This is a genomic window from Streptomyces sp. NPDC053673 (assembly GCF_055585225.1).
The window spans coordinates 284,907-303,344 of record NZ_JBVJKN010000001.1; the positions used below are offsets into that span (position 1 = coordinate 284,907).

Sequence of the window (18,438 nt, forward strand, 5' to 3'; positions counted from 1 at the left end):
GTTCAGTCCCCCAGGTTGAGCGTGAGTTTGGTGACGGCGAACGCCTCGGCGTAGCGGGCGTGGCATTCGATGCCGCGGATCCGTGCGAGGCCGAGGAAGGCCTCCCGGTCGTACCAGGGCCGGTGCCGCTGCGAGGGGTAGTGCTCCTGCAGCAGCCGCACCTTCTGTTCGGCGATCTGAGGCGACAGCGGCTGGTACGCCGACGGACGGCCGAGATCGCCGTCCCACTTGACGATCTCGTAGCCGAGCACGAGGTGGTCGCGGAACGCGGTGGGCAGCAACTGCGCCAGGCCGCGGTGATCCTGGTGCGCGTCATCGGTACGCGGGGCGAGGACCAGGTCCGGCTCGGTCCGCTCACGCAGCTCCTCGACCGCGGCCTTGGCCTCCTCCCAGTGCGCGGGCATCCGCCCGTCCGGCAGCTTGAGCACGGTCAGCCGCAGGTCGGCGCCCGGGCAGAAGGCGGCGAGCGCGGCCTGCTCCTCCTGCTCCCGCTCGCTGCCACCGCCGGAGAGCACCAGTGCGTCGATACGGATACCCGGCCGCGCGAGGCACAGCGTCAGCAGCGTGCCGCCGGCGCCGATGGCGATGTCGTCGCAGTGCGCGCCCACCGCGACGATCCGGTCCAGGCGCCCGGCGCCGAGCCGGATCACGCCCTCGCTCCGGCGCCGCTCCTGCTGCCGGTCGCGCTCGCCACCGCGCCGTCCCGTTCCCACACGGCCCACGGGCGGTCGCCCCGGGCGTAGGCGGCGTCGAGCGCGGCCCGCTCCTTCACGGTGTCGGTCGGCTTCCAGAAGCCGCGGTGCTGGTGCGCCACCAGCCGGCCGCGCTTGGCCAGTTGGGCGCATCCGTCGGCGACCAGGTCCCCGTTCTCCGGGATGTGGTCGAAGACCTCCTGGCGGAGCACGAAGTAGCCGCCGTTCTCCCACAGCGGCAGGTCGCTCACCGCGGTGATGCCCCCCACCAGGCCGTCATCGCCCAGGTCCACGCAGTGGAACGAGGACTGCGGCGGCACCACCATCATCGACGCCCCGGCGTCGCGCCGGGCGAACCGGTCGATCATCTCCGGCAGCGGGGCATCGGTGAGCACGTCGGCGTAGTTGGCGAGGAACATCTCGTCGCCGTCCAGGTGGTGCCGCACCCGGCGCAGCCGCTCCCCGATCGGTGACTCGATGCCGGTCTGCGCGAACGTGATCGTCCAGTCGGCGATGTCGGTGGACAGCAGCTCGGTCCGCCCGCCCCGCAGCACGAAGTCGTTGGACGTCGTCTCCTCGTAGTTGAGGAAGAAGTTCTTGATGTGGTGAGCCCCGTACCCGAGGCACAGGATGAACTCCGTGTGCCCGAAGTACGCGTAGTAGCGCATGACGTGCCAGATCAGCGGCCGCGGGCCGACCATCGCCATTGGCTTGGGCACATCGTCGGAGGCTCCGTTGCGCATACGCAGCCCATAACCGCCGCAGAACAGAACGACCTTCATGCTGTGACCTTTCAAGACGCGACCTCGACAATGCTCAGTTCCGGGATGGGAAAGACCAGTCGGCCGCCCCACTCGTGCACGAAGGACAGCTGCTCGATCAGCTCGTCCCGCAGGTTCCACGGGAGAACGAGGACGTAGTCGGGTCTGTCGGTGCTGATCTGCTCGGGCGGCATGACCGGGATGCGGGTGCCCGGGGTGAACCTGCCGTGCTTGTAGGGGTTGCGGTCGACCGTGTAAGGGAGCAGGTCGGGCCGGATGCCGCAGTGGTTGAGCAGGGTGTTGCCCTTGCCCGGGGCGCCGTAGCCGACGACCGTCTCGCCTCGCTCGGCCGCCTCGATGAGGAACCGCAGCAGGTCCCGGCGCACCTTGGCCACCCGGGCGGAGAACTCGGTGTACCCGGACAGCTCCTGCAGCCCGGCGGCTTTCTCCCGGTCCAGCACGTCGGCCACCCGCCGGGTCGGCTCGCCGGCCACCTCGGCCGGCCGGGCCCACAGCCGGATGGAGCCGCCGTGCGTGGGCAGCAACTCGACGTCCACGAGCGCGAGTCCGCCGCTCGCAAGGGCTCTGGTCGCCGACGCGACCGTGTAGTACTGGAAATGCTCGTGGTAGATCGTGTCGTACTGGTTCTCCTCGATCAGGGTCAGCAGGTGCTGCACCTCGATGGAGACCCAGCCGTCGTCGGCGGCCAGGGCGCGCAGCCCCTGGGTGAACCCGACCACGTCGGGGATGTGCGCGTACACATTGTTGGCCACGACCAGGTCCGCCGGGCCGTGCTCGGCGCGGACGGCGGCGCCGGTGGCCGGGTTCAGGAACTCCGTGAGCGTGGGCACACCCGCATCCCGCGCCACGGCGCCGACGTTCACCGACGGTTCGATGCCGAGGCAGCGGATCCCCCGGTCCACCACGTGCCTCAGCAGATACCCGTCGTTGCTGGCGACCTCGACCACGAAGGCGTCGGGGCCAAGACCCACCCGCGCGGCGGCGTCGGCGACGAACGTCCGCGCGTGCTCCACCCAGGAGGTCGAGTACGAGGAGAAGTACGCGTACTCCTTGAACGTCTCCTCCGGCGTGATCAGCGGAGGGATCTGCGCCAGCCAGCAGTCGGTGCAGACCCGCAGGTGCAGCGGGTACGCCGGTTCCGGCTGGTCCAGTTGGTCCGCGGCGAGAAAGCTCTCACACGGTGGCGTCGCCCCAAGATCGACGACGCTCGCCATCGCTTCCGAGCCGCAGAGTCGGCATCGTGTCATCTACTGTCCCCATCCCCCCTGCTCGCGCGGGTGTCCCCGTCGCGAGCCAGTGCTGACCGACCCGCGATCGCGGTGCGGTACTCCTCCACCAGGCGCTCGAGCCCGACGGCCGGGCTGAACCCCTGCTCGTAACGGCGCCGGGCCGCCTCGCCCATCTCCCGGCCCAGGGCCGGATCGGCCGCGATCCGGCGTATGCAGGACGCGAGCGAGGCGGCATCGCCCGGCCGGTGCAGCAGCCCGGTCTTCCCGTCCTCGACGAGTTCGACGAAGGCGCCGTGACCGGCGGCCACGGTCGGGACCCCGGCCGCCATCGCCTCCACCACCACCAGGCCGAACGCCTCCAGCCACGTCGAGGGAGCCACCACGGCGACCGACGACGCGACGGCCTTCCGGCACTCCGCCGCGTCATACAGGCCGACGTACCGCACGTCGTCCCGGCCCGCCGCCCAGGCGGTCACCTCCGGCTCAAGTGGCCCTGCGCCGGCGATCACGAGCGGCACGCCCACACCGCCGCTCGCTGCGATGTCGTCCCATGCGGCCATGAGCAGCCGCACACCCTTGGCCTCCGCGAGCCGGCCGAGATAGAGCAGATGCTCGCCTGCGCCCGCTCGGCAGGCGCCCGGGTCGGGCACGAAGTTGTGCTTCACCGCCAGCCGCTCGGCCGGCATGCCGGCTCGCACCAGGACGTCGCGCTGCGCCGCGGAGATGCAGAAGAACCGCTCCACGCCGGACCACCACCGCCGCCGGTTGACCGACAGGCTGACCGCGAGCGGCACCGTCGCCAGCCGGGAGCTCCGGTAGCAGCCGTGCCGGACGGCGGGCAGCGGCGCCGACCCGACGCACTCGGTGCACGGCCGGCCGTCCCGCTGGAGCGTGCCGGGCGGGCAGACCTGGGTGTAGTTGTGCAGCGTGGCGACGGCGGGCACGCCGGCGTCGGCGCAGGCGGCCAGCACTGCCGGTGACAGGAGCGGGAAGACGTTGTGGATGTGCACCACGTCCGGCCGCTCGGTGCGAAGCCGGGCGGCGAGTTCCGTGCGGACCGCAGGGTTCCACGGCACAAGGAGCGGCACCGCGACCTTGCCCGGCAGGGACCGGGCCGCGATGTCGTCGCTGCGCCGCTCGAACACCTCGACCCGCTGGCCGGCCTCGCGCAGCAGCGCCACCTCCTGGTCGACGACCTTGTTCTCCCCGCTCGGCTGCGCCGAGGCGTAGCGGTTGTGCACCACGAGGATGTGCATGCTCAGTTCACCTCCGATTTCCGGGCCCATTGCGGTACGCGTCGTCGAGGGACTTCGGGCGTCGTCAGCGGAGTCGCCGCGGCAGGTGCCGCCAGCAGCGAGGCGGCCACCGTCAGATGCAGCAGATACGGCGAGGCGTCGCCCAGCCCGGCCTCGGTGTACGACGCGATCGCGCAGTAGCTGATCAGGAAGATCGCGCAGGCCCTCTGCAGCGACGGTGGCCGCAGCAACGCGACGCCGCCCAGCACGATGATGATCGCCGCCACCAGGGCGACGCCGGTCATACCCTGCTCGTGGTAAACGGCCAGCCAGCTGTTGTCGATCGGCAGCCCGCCGAACGACTTGTCGCCCAGGCCCGCGCCGAACAGCTGCTCCGAGGTCGTCCGGGGTGCTGCCAGCAGGGCGTCCCAGACCTTGGCCCGACCGGTGAGATTGGAGAAGTTCTCCCGGCTCTGTCCGCGCAGGAACCACGCCTGTAGCGCGGAGCTGAACGCCACCGCGGCCAGCGTGGCGCACAGCACCGCCCAGGCGAAGAACCGGCGGGCGGCGGTGCTGATCAGGACGAGCGAGCCGATCGCCAACACCAGCCCGATGAGCAGGCCGAGCGTGGCCGTCCGGGTATGGGTCAACGCGAGCAGGACGAGTGACGGCACGATGACCACCGCCGCGCCGGCCCTGTCGGTCCGGCGGCCCAGTACGAGCAGCACGGTGAGCCCGGTGATCACCGCTGCGTACTGTCCGATCTGCGGCGGGGTGAGCGGCCACAACGCGCCGACAAGGCGTCCGCCGTAGAGCTCGGGCATTGCCGCACCCGGGGAGATGGCCAGGCCGGCGGCCACCGTCCCGAGCACCGCGAAGTACATTCGGATGTGGTGCCGGACGAACGTCAGGCTGCCGTCCCACCAGCGGCTGAGCAGCCACAGCGTGCCGACGAAGAGAGCCAGCCGGGCGCAGCGGAACAGCGCGCCGAACCCGGACTCCAGGTTCGCGCTGGAGATCACGCTCAGCACCAGCAGCAGGGTGAGCAGGAACACGAAGGCGCTGGCTCGGATGCGCAGCCGGAGATTGACCGTGAGGGCCAGCGTGAACGCGGCGACCAGCGCGCCCATGGTGACCATCTGGATGAGGGAGCGGGGCAGCGGGATGATGGTCTTCGCCCCGGCGGAGCCGAGCGTGTTGAGGACCAGCAGTCCCCAGACGATCCCGACGATCTTCGGTGTGCCGGCCGGGCGCGGTTCGGCGCCGGGCTGCGTGCCCGTCGTATCCGGTCCGCCCCGCAGGCCATCGCGCGTCAGATCCCAGCCCATCTCAACCACCGGCCTGTGGCTGGAAGGTGCTGCCCGCGTCCTGCTGGTAAGGCGTGCCCTGCCACTGCCCGATGTCGAGCACCTGGCTCGGGTCGTGGGCGACGAATTTCCATGGTCCGAGGTAGGCGTTGTCGTGCCAACGGTTGTGCTGCTTCTGGGTGATCGCGTCAGCCACCTGCTCGCCGTTGTACGGCGACCAGTCCGGATAGGTGCCGTAGTTGGCCAGCACCGACATCCGGTCGCACTTCTCCGTGCACTTGACGACGGACTTGTCCAGTACGAAGCGGTTGTGGTGGATGTCCACCCGCTGGGTCTTCCACCGGCAGTCGGCGTAGAGCGGTGCGGTGGCGATCGCCGGCTGTGCGCAGCGGTCGGTGTTCTTCACCAGCAACGTGCAGTCACCGGACGACGTGTTGGCCGGGCTGTTGCAGAACCGGTCGGCGTTCTCCCACAGGGTGATCCCGGACCAGTTGTTCTCCAGCACGTTCCGGAAGATCTCGATCTTGTTGGTACGGGCTCGGATCCGTGGTTCGCCGCCGGACTCGGACAGGTAGACAGTCGCGTACGGGAAGTTGTCGCCGCGGTCGGCTGCCCTGCGGCCCTCGACCCAGTTGTTCCGCCGGATCGTGTTGTTCCGGATGACCGCGTTGTAGCTGGTCTCGTAGATCAACGCGGCACCGTCGTTGGCTTCGAGCACGTTGTCCTCGATGCGGAAGTCGTTGTTGTTGGTGTCCGCCCACAACCCGGTTCCGCGGTTGTCGTGCACCCAGTTGCCGCGCACGTCGGCGCCGTTGGCGGCCCAGAACTTGATGCCTCCGGTGCAGCCGCAGCCCTTCCGTCGCCGCTCCCAGTCGCCGGTGTTGTTGCCCACGATCTCGTTGCCCTCGACCACCAGGCCGCTGATACGGCCGGTGGCCTTGTACGCGTTCATGCCGTACTGACCGTTGCCGCGCAGGCAGCTGGCGCGGACCCGCTGGCGGGCACCGGCCATCAGCCCGGCGCCGGAGTTGTTCTGGATCGTCGCGTGCTCGATCACCCACCCGTCGGCCGAGTCGTGGTTGACCACGCCCTCGTTGTGCGGAGCGACGAAACCCTGCACGGTCAGGTAGCGGATGGTGACGTTGCGGGCGGTGCCGCCGAACGCGTACTGGTTGGTCTTCCGGCCGTCGAGCACCGCGCCTGGCGCGCCGAGGTAGCGGTTCCCCTCCTTGGGGATGACCTGGGCGTAGCGGTCCGGGTCGAGCCTGTGCTTGCCCGGTCGAAGCCAGAACGTGGTGTTCGGGGGGCTGCTCTTGGTCTTCGCCGCCAGGTCACCGACTACCGCGGGGTCGACGGTCACCGCGCCCGCCGGCGCCTGCGCCGGCCCGGCCGCGGGCTTGGCACACACCCGGGCCACGGACGTGGACGGCGCCCCGGACGTGGAGGGCGCACCGGTCGACTCCGCCCGGGCGGCCGACGTGCTCGTACAGCCGGTCGCCGCCAGCAGGGCCAGCGCCAGCGGTGCCGCCGCCAACGCCCAAAGCCGCCTCTTGATCCCCACGCGCCCCCCTAGCCGTGGAACCTGAGCACGGTGGTGAAGCCCTCCGCGCCGTCGGCGAAGCCGGTGCCGACCAGCGTGGTGGTGGGTTCCTTGCGCCCGAAGCCGGCGGAGTACCAGCCCAGCGGCGGGTCGCTCTCGCCGCGATGCGCCCGCCAGGACAGCTGTCCGGGCAGGTCGAGCACGGCGGAGCGGTCCTCGCCGTCCCGGGTCCAGGTGAGCACTGCCCGGTTCCCCACCAGGTCCGCGGCGATCGCCGGGCCGAGGTGGAACGCCAGGTGCACGGCCCGGCGCGGGCCGTGCACCTCGTCGACCACCCGCAGCTCCTGGCTCGCGGCGGTCAGCTCCACCCGGCGGCGGTGCACGGAGTGCTGGTAACCGTCGTGCTCGGCGCACCAGCGGGCCGTCCCCCCGTCGGAGGCGCCGGATGTGTCCGCGACCAGGACGCGGGTTCGGGCCTGCCGGGTCCACAGGAACGGGCCGCCGGAGACGGACTGGTCACCGCCGTCCAGTTGCAGGGTGTTGTGGCCGAGGGTCGACCGGAAGTACTGCCGCCACTCGGGCTGCCCGTGGTAGCAGAACGTCCCCGGGTCGGCGAGCACGTCGACCCCGTCGTGCCGGACCTCCACGGACAGCGCGTCCGCGTGGGCATGCGCGGCGATGGACAGGAATCCGTGCGGACCACCGTCGCAGCGGCACCAGATCCCCTCCGGGCCACGCAGGATGGTCATGCCCGCGTCGGCGAAATGGGCCGGTCGGCTTGCCGGGCGGGTCACGGCCGGTGCAGTTGCATTCTTCGAGTACGGCCGGATGAGCGCGGCCAGCAGCGGGGTGCGCACATCGGTGCCGGTCGCCGCCGGCCACCAGGCGAGCCGTCCGAACACGGCGTCCCCGGTGGCCAGCAGCGAGGCCCAGCGGTCGGTGCCCGCGCCGTCCACGACCAGACCGTGCCCGTCGTCCGCGTCCCCCTGGCGCGGCGGCCGTAGCCGGCTGTCCACGATGGCCGCGAGCGCGTCGGTCATCCGCAGCAGCACCAGCCGGATCGACGCGGGGACCGGCACGCCTGCGGCATCCGCCTCGGCCACCGCGGCCAGGCCGAGCTCCAGCACCAGTCCGTGATACTCGGTGGCCAGCTCGCGGTTGAGGCCGGAGTCGAAGGTGTTGCTTCGCAGATGCCGCTCCAGCGACCGCAGCGCGTCGGCTCGCCAACGCACCGAGGAGGGGAACCACCCGAACGCGCAGGCTGCGGCGAACTGCCCGGCGGCCTCGGCGATGACATGGTTGTTCGCCGAAGACCCCCGGCTGGGGAAGGCGGCCAGCCAGCGCTGATGGTGCCAGATCTGGTGGAGCGCCACAGGGTTGCCCTCGAACAGCCCGGCCGCGCCCGGCCAGCCGTCGAGCAGCCGACGGATCCACACCCAGGACAGCAGCCGGATCCCCAGCTCGATGCCGCTGATCCAGTGCACTCCGCGCAGCGGCGCGTTGGCCGCCCACCACGACCGCAGGTGCTCGGCCACTCGCTCGGCGTACCGCTCGTCCCCGGTGATCGCGTAGGCGGCGGCGAGCACGGTGAGGTACTGGTGCCGGGACAGCTCCCAGATCTGCTTGATGTCCCCGACCGCGTCCTCGTTCCGGTACGGCACGTCGAAGGCGTAGCCCCACGGAGCCCGGCGCCCGGTCTTCGGGTCGTACCACCAGTCCGGGTCGGCCAGGTCGTCGCGGACCACGCCGAAATACTCGGCGTGCCCGTACATCAGCCGGTCCGCCTCGGCGATGAGACGTTTCGCGGCGTCCGGAGGTATGGCGGCGATCGTCCCGGCGGGCAGTGCCGCGGTGAACCGGGCTCCGGTCACCCTCGGGCAGTTCGGCCGCGCCGACCGCCACCGCCGCCTGCGCACCGCGTCGCCCACCCGGCCGGCGATCTCCCGCGGTCGCATCCGGGACAGCCGCCGCAGGTACCAGCCCGGACTCCCGGAGATCACAGTCATCGCGCCCTCGCCAGCGTCACCGGCGCGCCGCCGACCAGGCCGGCCTGCACGGCGAGGGTGGCCGACGTGGTGGCGACCAGCGACTCCAGCGGCACCGGCATCGGCCCGCCGGTCCGCACGGCCTTGATGAACGCGGCCAGCTCGGCGTTCTGGCCCTTGTCCCGGGCCTTGGGCAGCCGCGAACTGACCCACCGCTTACGGCCGACCCCTCCGTCTGCAAACAGCGAGGCACGGACGAAGTCGTCGAGCCGAAGCACCTTGCCGTCCGCGACAAGGTCCAGCGTCTCTTTGGGGAAACTTGACGGACCGGTGGTGACGTAGCTGATGGTGGCGGTGGACCCGTCCGGGTAGCGCAGCACGACCTGCAGGTCCTCGTTGCCGGACGCGGCGACCGCGTACACCGATACCGGGTCGGCCTCGAGCAGCCAGCTCGCGGTGTCGATGAAGTGCCCGCCCTCGCCGGCGAACCGCGAGCCCTCGGTGCCCTGTTGGAGGTACCAGCTGGCGTGCTGCAGCCGGCCCGCGTTGACCAGATAGCGGAGGCTCGCCGGACCGGTACGGGCGCCGAACCGCTTCCTGGCCTCCTGCAACAGCGGCGCGAACCGGCGGTTGAAGCCCACCTGCAGCCGGTCGTTGCCGGACTCCTCCACCGCCGCGAGCACGCCGGCCAGCTCGTCCCCGGTGAGGGCCAGGGGCTTCTCCACGAACACCGCCTTGCCGGCCAGCAGTGCTCTTCGGGTCAGTTCGGCGTGTGAGCTGTGCCGGGTGACCACGAACACCGCGTCGATGGACTTGTCGCCGAGCACGGCGTCGAGATCGGTGGTCGCCTCGTCGAAGCCGAACTTCCGCTTCGCGTTGGCCGCGGACAGCGCCGTCGTGGTCACGACTGTCGACAACTCGACGCCGTCGCGCTCGGCCAGGTGCGGCAGCAGCATCGACGTCGCGTAGTTTCCCGCGCCGACGAACGCAAGGCGCACCGGCGTCCTGGCAGCACGGGCCGGACTCCGCTTCACGTTCACCGGGGGAACGGTCACCGCAGGAGCCTCGGCTTCCCCCGCGTGTTCCGGGTACCGGAACAGCACAGCCACGGCCTTCAGTTCGCCGTCCTTCAGGCGCTGGTACGTCTCCACGGCGTCGTCGAAGTCGGCGATGTGGGAGACCAGGGGCGCCACGTCGACGCTGCCGCGGGCGACGAGATCGAGGAAGCACGCCAGGTTGCGGCGCTCGGTCCAGCGCACGTAGCCGATCGGGTAGTCCCGGCCCTCCAGCTCGTACTCCGGGTCATAGCGCCCGGGGCCGTAACTGCGGGAGAACCGGACGTCGAGCTCCTTCTCGTAGTACGCGTTCCACGGCAGGTCCAGACGGCACTTGCCGATGTCGACAACCCGGCCGCGGTCGCGGCAGAGCCGGGCGGCCAGTTCGACGGGCTGGTTGCTGCCGCCGCCGGCGGCCAGATACACCTGGTCCACTCCGTGACCGCCGGTGAGTTCGGCGACGGCGGCTTCCACGGCCGCGGACGCGGGATCGCCGCAGGCCGCGGCGCCCAGACGCTCGGCGAGCTCGCAGCGCAGCGGATCGGGGTCGACCCCGAGGACGCGGACTCCCGATGCGGCAAGGAGCTGCACCACCAGCTGCCCGATCAGCCCGAGGCCGATGACCAGCGCCACCTCGCCGAGCTGCGGCTCGCCCTGGCGGACGCCCTGCAGCGCGATCGACCCGACGGTGCCGAAGGCGGCGTGCCGCGGCGCGAGGCCGTCCGGCACCGGGGTGTAGAGGTTCTTCGGCACCCAGTTCAGCTCGGCGTGCAGCGCGTGCTCGTTGCCGGCGCAGGCCACGAGGTCGCCGACCTTCACATCGTCGATCCCGGCGCCGACCTGCTCGACCACTCCGCACAGCGAGTAGCCCAGCGGCGTGTAGGAGTCCAGCTTGCCCATCACCTTGCGGTAGGTGGCGGGCACCCCGTTGGTGGCCACGCTCTGCATGACCTTGGCCACCTGGTCCGGCCGGGAACGGGCCTTGCCCAGCATCGACATGCCGGCCTCGGACACCTTCATGAGCTCGGTTCCGGTGGATATCAGCGAGTAGGCGGTGCGGACCAGCACACCGCCCGGCTTGCACCCCGGCACCGGCACGTCGAGCACCGCCAGCTCGCCGCTCTTGTAGTTCTGTACGACCTGCTTCACCCGAACTCCTCTGATTCCTAAGCCGTTAACCGAGTGCTCTGGCCGGACCCAGAGGTCGCGTCGCGATACCAGTACTCGAGGGTCAGCACATGCCACAGATGCTTGGAGAAGTCCCGCTGCCCGGCCGCGTCCTCGGCGACCATGCGCGCCAGTGCGTCGCGGCGCAGGAGCCCGGAATTGACGAGCACGCCGTCGTGCACCACCTCGCGCACGAGTGGTGCCAGATCCCGGCTCATCCAGGCGCGCAGCGGGGCGCTGAACAGGCCCTTGGGCCGGTACACGATCTCCCGGGGCAGGATCGAGGTGGCCGCCTCCTTGAGGACGGCCTTGCCCTGCCGTCCGACGATCTTGCGATCACCGGGCACGGCGAACGCCGCCTTGACCACCTCGACGTCCACGTACGGCACCCGTACCTCGGTCGACGCGGCCATGCTCGACCGGTCCGTGTAAGCGAGGTTCAGGCCCGGCAGGAACATCCGGGTGTCGCCCAGGCACATGCGGTTGACGAAGTCGTCGAGGTCGTTGTCCTGGTAGACATCCGCATGCTCGGTCAGCACGTCCTCGACCGTCCCGGCCAGGTCCGGGTCGACCAGGGCGAGCAGCTCGTCCTGGTCGTACATGGTGTAGCTGCGCCGGAACGCGGTCTCCTCCGGCAGATCGGCGAAGGAGAGGAACCGCTTCGCGAACCGCACCGACCGGTACCCCCGACGGGCCGTGGCGACCGGCAGCCGGTCCACAGCCGCGGACACCCCGCGCCGCAGGGGCCGCGGGATGCGCTGGTAGCGCAGCGCGAGCAGGTTGGCCAGGTGCTTGCGGTAACCGGCGAAGAGTTCGTCCGCGCCCATCCCCGAGAGCATCACCTTGACCCCGGCCTCCCGGGCGGCCGAGCAGATCAGAAACGTGTTGATCGCGGCGGGGTCGCCGATCGGCTCGTCCAGGTGGTACGTCATCTGCGGCAGCAGGTCGAGCACGTTCGGAGCGATCTCGATCTCATGCAGGTCGACGCCGAACCGCTCGGCCACCTGCCGGGCATAGCGCAGGTCGTCCGGCATCGCCTCGAACCTGGCGTCCTCGGCGCGGAACCCGATCGTGTAGGCGGAGATCCCGGGTTGGTCGCGGGCCGCCAGCGCGGTCAGATAGCTGGAGTCGAGACCTCCGGAGAGGAAGGTCGCCACGGGTACGTCGGAGAGCAGGTGGCGTCGAGTCGACTCCTCGACGATTGCGGCCACGTCCGGCTGTTCACCGCTTCGGACCCGCTCCCGGGCCTCGGCGGCGACGTCCTTCAGGTGCCAGTACCGGCCGCGCTCCACCCGTCCGTCGGGCCGCATCCGCAGCCAGCTCCCCGGCGGCAGCTTCTCCGCCTCGCGGAAAGCGCACCGTGAGTCCGGCACCCAGTAGTACAGCAGCGAGGCCACCAGCGCCGCATGGTCCACCTGCAGCGACCCGCCGGTCGCGGCGGCGAGCGCCTTGAGCTCGGAGGCGAACACCAGACCCTCGCCGCGCCGGAGCAGGAACAGCGGCTTGATGCCGAGCTGATCGCGGGCCAGCACCAGTTCACCGGTTCGCTCGTCGAAGATCCCGAACGCGAACATGCCGCGCAGCCGGGGCAGGCAGTCCGTGCCCCAGCGCCGCCAGGCCTCGAGCAGCACCTCGGTGTCGGAGGTACCGCGGAAGCGCACCCCGGCGGCTGCCAGCTCGGCACGCAGCTCGGGCGCGTTGTACAGCTCGCCGTTGTACGTCAGGACGAGGCCGCCCGAGACCATCGGCTGGGCGCCGGTCCCGGACAGGTCGATGATGGCCAGCCGGCGGTGCCCGAGGTGCACTTCGCCGTCACCGGCGGGGTGGCTGTACCGGCCCGCCCCGTCCGGGCCGCGGTGGGCGAGGGTATCGGTGAGCAGGTCGGTCACGACCTTCCCGTCCGGCCATCGGTACGTGCCTGCGATGCCACACATGTCCTACCGCGCCTCCTGGTCGCTGTCCGGGATCCGTGCCGACCACATCGGCAGCCGCTCCGTCCGCCGCCGGCCCGTCCCGTTCTGTCGAGCCAGCCGCTCGTTCTGGCCGCGCAGCGCGGTGTGCAGCCCGTCCCACAGCGTGCCGTCGGTCCGGTCACGCGGATCGGGGTCGATCAGCACCACACCGATCACCGGAATGCCCTGGTCCGCGAGCTGCCGCGCCACGGTGTGCAGCCATGCGGCGCTGCCGTGCCCGGCACGCACGACGAGTACGGTCTGCGTGCCGAGGTATTGCAGGTCGGTCCACGCGGTGCCGGGCGCCACCGAGCCGACGCCGAGCCGGCGCTGCTGCTGCGACACGGTCGCGGCCTGCTCGCCGCTGACCACGGTGGGATCTCCCGGCTTCGGGCGGCGGCCTGCGAGCTGCTGGCCGGGCAGCCCGTCGATGATGACCACCGGCTCGTCCGCCGGCAGCGCCGCGGCGACGTCCAGGGCGATGACGCTCGTGCTGCGTGCACAGCCCAGTTCCAACAGCGACAGCGGTTCTGCGGAGCCGCGCACGGTGCGGGCCAAGGACGCGGTGAGCCGTGTGCGTGCGGCCCGGATCCGTCGGCGCTGCCACAACCTGGCCGACCGGCGGGGCAGCTCCGCGATGACCGAGGCGCCGAGGTTCGCCGCGATCTCCCGGCGCAGCACGGGGCGGTCCGCGACCACCGTGGCGATTGCGGCCACCGCGAGGCCGAGGACGAGCCCGAGGACGAACCCGATCGCGGCGTTGGTGACAGCGGTCTTGGGCAGAGAGTGCCGCACGGTGCGCGGGGCGTCCACGATCTGCGTGCCGGCGATGAGTTGGGGCGTGCCGATGCGCGCCTCCGCGGCGCGCTGGCCGAAATCGGCTATCCGCGAGGTGAGTTCGGCCCGGCGGGCGAAGAGCGACTCCATGTCCGCCGACGCCTTCGGCCCGCTCTGCGACGTTCCCTCTCCGATCGTCTTGTTGACCTGGGCGAGTTCGTCGCGCAGGCGGTCACGCTGGTCGAGCAGAGTCCTGGCTTCGGCGTCCGCGGCTTGTTGTATCCGCTTCACATGGTCCGCGACGAACGCATCGGCCAGTGCCTTGGCGCGGGCCACCGCCTGCGCGTCGCTGTCCCCCGTCACAGTGATCTGCAGCAGGTTGTTGGTCAGGCCGATGCCCCCGTAGTCCTGCATGAAGTCCTCCGGCGTTTCCGGCGACTTGAGGGACTGCAGGGCCTTGTCGGCGATCTTCGTGGTCTGCAGCAGTGCGACATCGGTGCGGATCAGTGTTCCGGGGTCGTTCGGCTGGTCCTGCTGATGCGCGACCAGCACTTTGGTCACCGCGGTCGGCGGCGGCGGCACAAGGATCGCCACCGTCGCGCCGACGAGCAGTCCCAGCAGCGCCATGGCGCACCAGAGGCGGCGGCGCCTGCGTACCGCCACCACCAGGGCCTGAAGGTCCAGCAGGGGAGCGGGCCCCGATGATTCCGCAGTCGTATTCGTCGTCATCCTGAACCTCCCGTCGCCTTGTCGCCGACCGCGAGCGCCGGCGTGGCGGCGTCCCGAGGAGGGCCGGCAGACCGCGTCGGACGGGCCCGGACCGTGCCGGCGAGGACGATGCCGATGACCTCGTGCCTGGCGTCCGCACACGCCTCGGCGATGCCGGCGAGTTCCTCTGCAGTCCAGTTGCCCGCGCTGAGCACGACCAGGGCACCGGTCTCGTTGTCGCGGTCCGGGACCATCGGCTGGGACACCGAAACCTCCACCATCCGCAGCATGGGGTATCCCCTGCTCGAAGAGCTTGGGGAAGGGGCGGCCTCGGCTTCGGCGGCGAGCTGCCCGGCGGCCCGGCGGGCGATCTCGTCGCCGTCCGGGACGACGACCAGCAGGCGCCGGGGGGCCGGCAGCTGCTCGCGCAGGCGGGCGTACACCCGCCGGTAGCGGATCTGTCTGCCGGCCTCGTCGCCGGAGATCTGCGGGGTCGGTAGGTCCCACCTGATGTCGAGGCCCAGCAGTCGGCGGATCCGGGCCCTCGGGGCGCGGTCCTCGGGCCGGCGCGCGGGCTGTTCACCGGGTACGTCGACGGTGCCCAGCAGCGCCGAGCCCAGCGCCGCGGCGATCTCCGGTTCGGTGCGCAGCCGGCGACTCATCCGTGCGGCGGTGAGATGGCCGATGACCGCGAGCAGGAAGAACAGCAGCGCCCCGGCGACGATGAGTTGCATCCTCGTCGGCGGTGCCTCGCCGGCCGGCCGGGCCGCCGGACCCATGACGACCATGCTGGCCGTGTTGGCAGCCGGGTCGGCCTCGTCCAGCTTGTTGACGGCCTCCTGCAGCGTGGTGCGCAGCTTCTCCAGCTCGGTGCGGGCCTGCACGCTCTCCACCGTCTGCCCCGGATCGGTCGCATCGGCCAGCTCGGTGATGCGGCGGCTGGTCTGCTCCACCAGCTGCCGCAGCGCCTCGGGCTCCGCCGCCGCTTCGGGGTCGCTGTTGTCGCCTCCGATCCGCGCGGCGAAGGCGACGAACTGCCGGGCCACCTGGTCGGAGAGTTGCTGTGCGCGCTGCGGGGTGTCGGCCGTACCCGAGATCTTGATGATGTTCCCGTCGGCGGCCTTGCCGCTGACCCGATCCCGCAGCTCGCTACCGCTGACCCCGCTCCAGCCGAGCGCGGCAGCCGCGCGGTCGACCACCACCGAACTGGTCGCGATCTCCGCCTGAGTCAGCAGCTCGCGCTCCTCCCACGCCCCCGGCAACAGGACCGATGCCGACGTCGTGTACCGCGGTGGGAACAGCAACGAGGTGCCGTAGCCGACGAGCGCACCCACCACGGTCAGGACGGTGAGAAGCCGCCAGCGTCGACGGATGATCCGTCCGATCGTGACCAGGCGTGTCGTGTCATCGCTCAACGGCGCGGCCTCCTCCGTGCCCGGTCCGGGACGCCGGCCGACACCGGCGCCTGGTCACGGCAGGCAGCGGCGTAGGCGGCGAGCAGCGATCGTTGGGAGTTCCGCCAGGAGAGCGGCCCGCCGATCCGCTCCTGGCCGATCTTGCCCATCCGGTCCCGCTTCTCCGGATCGTCCAGCAGCAGCGCGATGAGCTCGGCGAACTCGGCCTCGTCGTTGTCGGGCGCGTAGACAGCGGCTTCACCGGCGGAGACTCGCGCCTCCCGGAGGTCGAACGAGACGATCGGCCGGCCCATCACCATGTACTCCAGGACCTTGTTCATGGTCGACACGTCGTTGAGCGGATTGCGCGGGTCGGGGGAGAGGCACACGTCCGCGGTGGACAGGTAGCGCGCCAGGTCGGCGTCCGGAATGCGCCCGGTGAACTGCACCTGCTCCGAGAGCCCGAGCCGCCGGGACAGCTCCACCATCGCGTCGAAGGTGTCGCCGGCGCCGACGAACACCGCATGCCAGTCGGTCCGCCCGACCTCGTCGCGCAGCTTCGCCAGAGCGCGCAAGGCGTAGTCGACGCCGTCCTGCGGGCCCATGACGCCGAGGTAACACAGCAGATGAGGCTTGCCGCGCTTCAACTCCTTCTCGGGCGGCACCGGCTGGAACCGGTCGGTGTCGGGCGCGCTGCGCACGACGAAGACGTCCTCCGGCCGCCGACCGCCACGGCGCAGCGCGACGTCCCGGTAGCTCTCGTTCGTGGCGAGCACGACGTCCGCGGCCCGGTAGGTCCGCCGTTCCAGCGCGCACACGGCGCGGTAGAGCAGATCTTCGCCACGGCCGAACCGGGAGAGGTACAGCTCGGGTACCAGGTCGTGCTGGTCGAAGACGAACCGCGCTCCGCGCCGCTTCAGCCACAGTGCCGGCAGGAACAGCAGGTCGGGCGGGTTGCAGGCGTGGACCACGTCGACCGGGCCGACCTTCCGGGCCAGCCGGACCGTGTGCCACAACGCCGATCCGTACTCCCGCAGGTATCCGGCCGGCCCTCCGGTGGCCGCGCGCAACGGGTAGCGGTGGATCCGCACCCCGTCGATCTCCGCCTCCGGCTCCGTGTCCCGCTTCTCCCCCCGGGGGCAGATGACGTCCACCGTCCAGCCCGCGTCGCGCAGCGTCGTGCACTCCTGCCACACCCGCCGGTCGAACGGCACCGACAGGTTCTCCACCAGGATCAGCGCGCGCCGGGCCGGCCCGGCGCCGCTTGTTGCGTCACCAAGCAAGGCCCATGTACCCCGGTTCGGCCCGGCGCGCCTCGGCGTCGGGAAGGCGGACGAGGTCGACAATCACCGGGCCGTCGCCATGGGGCAGCGCCGACAGCACGGCCGGATCCTTGGTCCCGACCAGGCACACCTCAGCATGATCGAGCACCTCGCCGACGGACTCCGCAAGCAGCTGCGCGAGGTGCGGCAGCCGGGTATCGATGTACTCGCGGTTCGCGCCGAGCAGCCGGGAGAGGTTCACGTTGGGGTCGTAGATCCGCAGGTCGTACCCCTTGCCGAAGAGCCTCTCCGCCAGCTCGACGAGCGGGCTCTCGCGGAGGTCGTCGGTGCCGGGTTTGAAGGACAACCCGAACAGGCCCACCCGGCGCTTGCCGGTGCGCTCGACCAGCTCCACCGCGCGCTGCAGATGGTCGGAGTTGGAGGGCAGCACGTGGGCGAGGATGGGCACCGAGACGTCGGCCCGCCGCGCCGCGTGGACCAGGCTGCGCAGGTCCTTGGGCAGGCAGGAGCCACCGAAGGCGAAGCCGGGACGCAGGTAGGCGGGGCTGATGTTCAGCTTGCGGTCGGCCAGGAACACGTCGATCACCTGGTGCGAGTCCACCCCGAGCGCCTGGCACACCGCGCCCAGCTCGTTCGCGAAGCCGATCTTGAGGCCGTGGAACGCGTTGTCCGCATATTTGATCGCCTCGGCTGTCGGGATCGGCACTCGGAACACCTCGCCGGGCAATCCGTCGTACAGCGCCGCCACCACGTCGCCGCTTGCCGGGTCGAGCTCGCCGATGACGGTCTTGGGCGGGTCGAAGAAGTCCCGCACGCTCGTGCCCTCGCGCAGGAACTCCGGGTTGACCGCGACCCCGATGTCCACCCCGGCGGTGCCGCCGACGTACTTCTCCAGGATCGGTGTCAGGAGGTTCAGGCAGGTGCCCGGGAGCATGGTGCTGCGGAACACGACGGTGTGCCGGCCTCCCTGCCTGGCCCCCTCGGCCACCGCGGCACCGATCTGCTCGGTGACCCGCTCCAAGTACGTGGTGCACAGACTGCCGTTGGGCTCCGACGGCGTGCCCACGCAGACCAGCGACACCTCGCTGCCCATGATCGCCTCGCGGACGTCGCCGGTGGCGCGTAACGCTCCGGTCCGCACGACCTCGGCGATGAGCTCGCCGATCCGCTCCTCGACCACCGGGGCCTTGCCTTCGTTGACCAGGTCGACCTTCACCTGGTTCACGTCCACCCCGATGACCTCGTGACCCATGCTGGCCAGGCACGCGGCCGACACGCAGCCCACGTAGCCGAGCCCGAGAACGCTGACTCTCATGACCCGTTCCTCCCCCC

General features: G+C 71.0%; 13 protein-coding genes. All 13 read right to left on the bottom strand.

From position 1 onward, the window contains the following. Nucleotides 1-2: 2 nt before the first annotated feature. Genes ACZ6ZQ_RS01275 through ACZ6ZQ_RS01335 form a run of 13 tightly spaced genes read right to left on the bottom strand, consistent with a single transcriptional unit; the run spans nucleotide 3 to nucleotide 18,421 of the window. On the bottom strand, nucleotides 3-650 hold the full coding sequence (locus ACZ6ZQ_RS01275) for a PIG-L deacetylase family protein (protein WP_469766469.1): 648 nt from the start codon (nucleotides 648-650) through the stop codon (nucleotides 3-5). Continuing rightward, entirely contained in the window at nucleotides 647-1,474 is an 828-nt protein-coding gene (locus ACZ6ZQ_RS01280; protein ID WP_469766470.1) for a glycosyltransferase family protein, read from the bottom strand. Before ACZ6ZQ_RS01280 ends, ACZ6ZQ_RS01275 begins: the two co-directional genes overlap by 4 nt. Before the next feature lie 11 nt (nucleotides 1,475-1,485). Then, nucleotides 1,486-2,721 carry a class I SAM-dependent methyltransferase gene (locus tag ACZ6ZQ_RS01285; RefSeq protein WP_469766471.1) on the bottom strand — a complete coding sequence of 412 codons (1,236 nt, stop codon included), beginning with the start codon at nucleotides 2,719-2,721 and terminating at the stop codon, nucleotides 1,486-1,488. Next, nucleotides 2,718-3,959, bottom strand: a complete 1,242-nt coding sequence (locus ACZ6ZQ_RS01290) for a glycosyltransferase (RefSeq protein ID WP_469766472.1) — start codon at nucleotides 3,957-3,959, stop codon at nucleotides 2,718-2,720. The genes ACZ6ZQ_RS01285 and ACZ6ZQ_RS01290 overlap by 4 nt, the downstream gene beginning before the upstream one ends. 2 nt (nucleotides 3,960-3,961) lie before the next feature. Then, entirely contained in the window at nucleotides 3,962-5,266 is a 1,305-nt protein-coding gene (locus ACZ6ZQ_RS01295) for an O-antigen ligase domain-containing protein (protein WP_469766803.1), read from the bottom strand. A 1-nt stretch (nucleotide 5,267) separates the two neighbouring features. Next, nucleotides 5,268-6,806: a right-handed parallel beta-helix repeat-containing protein gene (locus tag ACZ6ZQ_RS01300; RefSeq protein WP_469766473.1), complete on the bottom strand. Its 1,539-nt coding sequence runs from the start codon at nucleotides 6,804-6,806 to the stop codon at nucleotides 5,268-5,270. Between the two features lie 8 nt (nucleotides 6,807-6,814). Next, nucleotides 6,815-8,791 carry an alginate lyase family protein gene (locus ACZ6ZQ_RS01305; RefSeq protein ID WP_469766474.1) on the bottom strand — a complete coding sequence of 659 codons (1,977 nt, stop codon included), beginning with the start codon at nucleotides 8,789-8,791 and terminating at the stop codon, nucleotides 6,815-6,817. After that, the gene (locus ACZ6ZQ_RS01310; protein WP_469766475.1) at nucleotides 8,788-10,974 is read right to left on the bottom strand and encodes a bi-domain-containing oxidoreductase; all 2,187 of its coding nucleotides are present in this window, start codon (nucleotides 10,972-10,974) and stop codon (nucleotides 8,788-8,790) included. The genes ACZ6ZQ_RS01305 and ACZ6ZQ_RS01310 overlap by 4 nt, the downstream gene beginning before the upstream one ends. Before the next feature lie 17 nt (nucleotides 10,975-10,991). Next, nucleotides 10,992-12,926 (bottom strand): asparagine synthase (glutamine-hydrolyzing), encoded by a 1,935-nt coding sequence (gene asnB / locus ACZ6ZQ_RS01315; protein WP_469766476.1) that lies wholly within the window; start codon nucleotides 12,924-12,926, stop codon nucleotides 10,992-10,994. Between the two features lie 3 nt (nucleotides 12,927-12,929). After that, nucleotides 12,930-14,450: a Wzz/FepE/Etk N-terminal domain-containing protein gene (locus ACZ6ZQ_RS01320; protein ID WP_469766477.1), complete on the bottom strand. Its 1,521-nt coding sequence runs from the start codon at nucleotides 14,448-14,450 to the stop codon at nucleotides 12,930-12,932. Then, the gene (locus ACZ6ZQ_RS01325; protein ID WP_469766478.1) at nucleotides 14,447-15,844 is read right to left on the bottom strand and encodes a Wzz/FepE/Etk N-terminal domain-containing protein; all 1,398 of its coding nucleotides are present in this window, start codon (nucleotides 15,842-15,844) and stop codon (nucleotides 14,447-14,449) included. Before ACZ6ZQ_RS01325 ends, ACZ6ZQ_RS01320 begins: the two co-directional genes overlap by 4 nt. Next, on the bottom strand, nucleotides 15,841-17,106 hold the full coding sequence (locus tag ACZ6ZQ_RS01330) for a glycosyltransferase family 4 protein (RefSeq protein ID WP_469766479.1): 1,266 nt from the start codon (nucleotides 17,104-17,106) through the stop codon (nucleotides 15,841-15,843). Before ACZ6ZQ_RS01330 ends, ACZ6ZQ_RS01325 begins: the two co-directional genes overlap by 4 nt. Further along, nucleotides 17,096-18,421, bottom strand: coding sequence for a nucleotide sugar dehydrogenase (locus ACZ6ZQ_RS01335; RefSeq protein WP_469766480.1), 1,326 nt, complete (start codon nucleotides 18,419-18,421; stop codon nucleotides 17,096-17,098). The genes ACZ6ZQ_RS01330 and ACZ6ZQ_RS01335 overlap by 11 nt, the downstream gene beginning before the upstream one ends. Nucleotides 18,422-18,438: the final 17 nt, after the last annotated feature.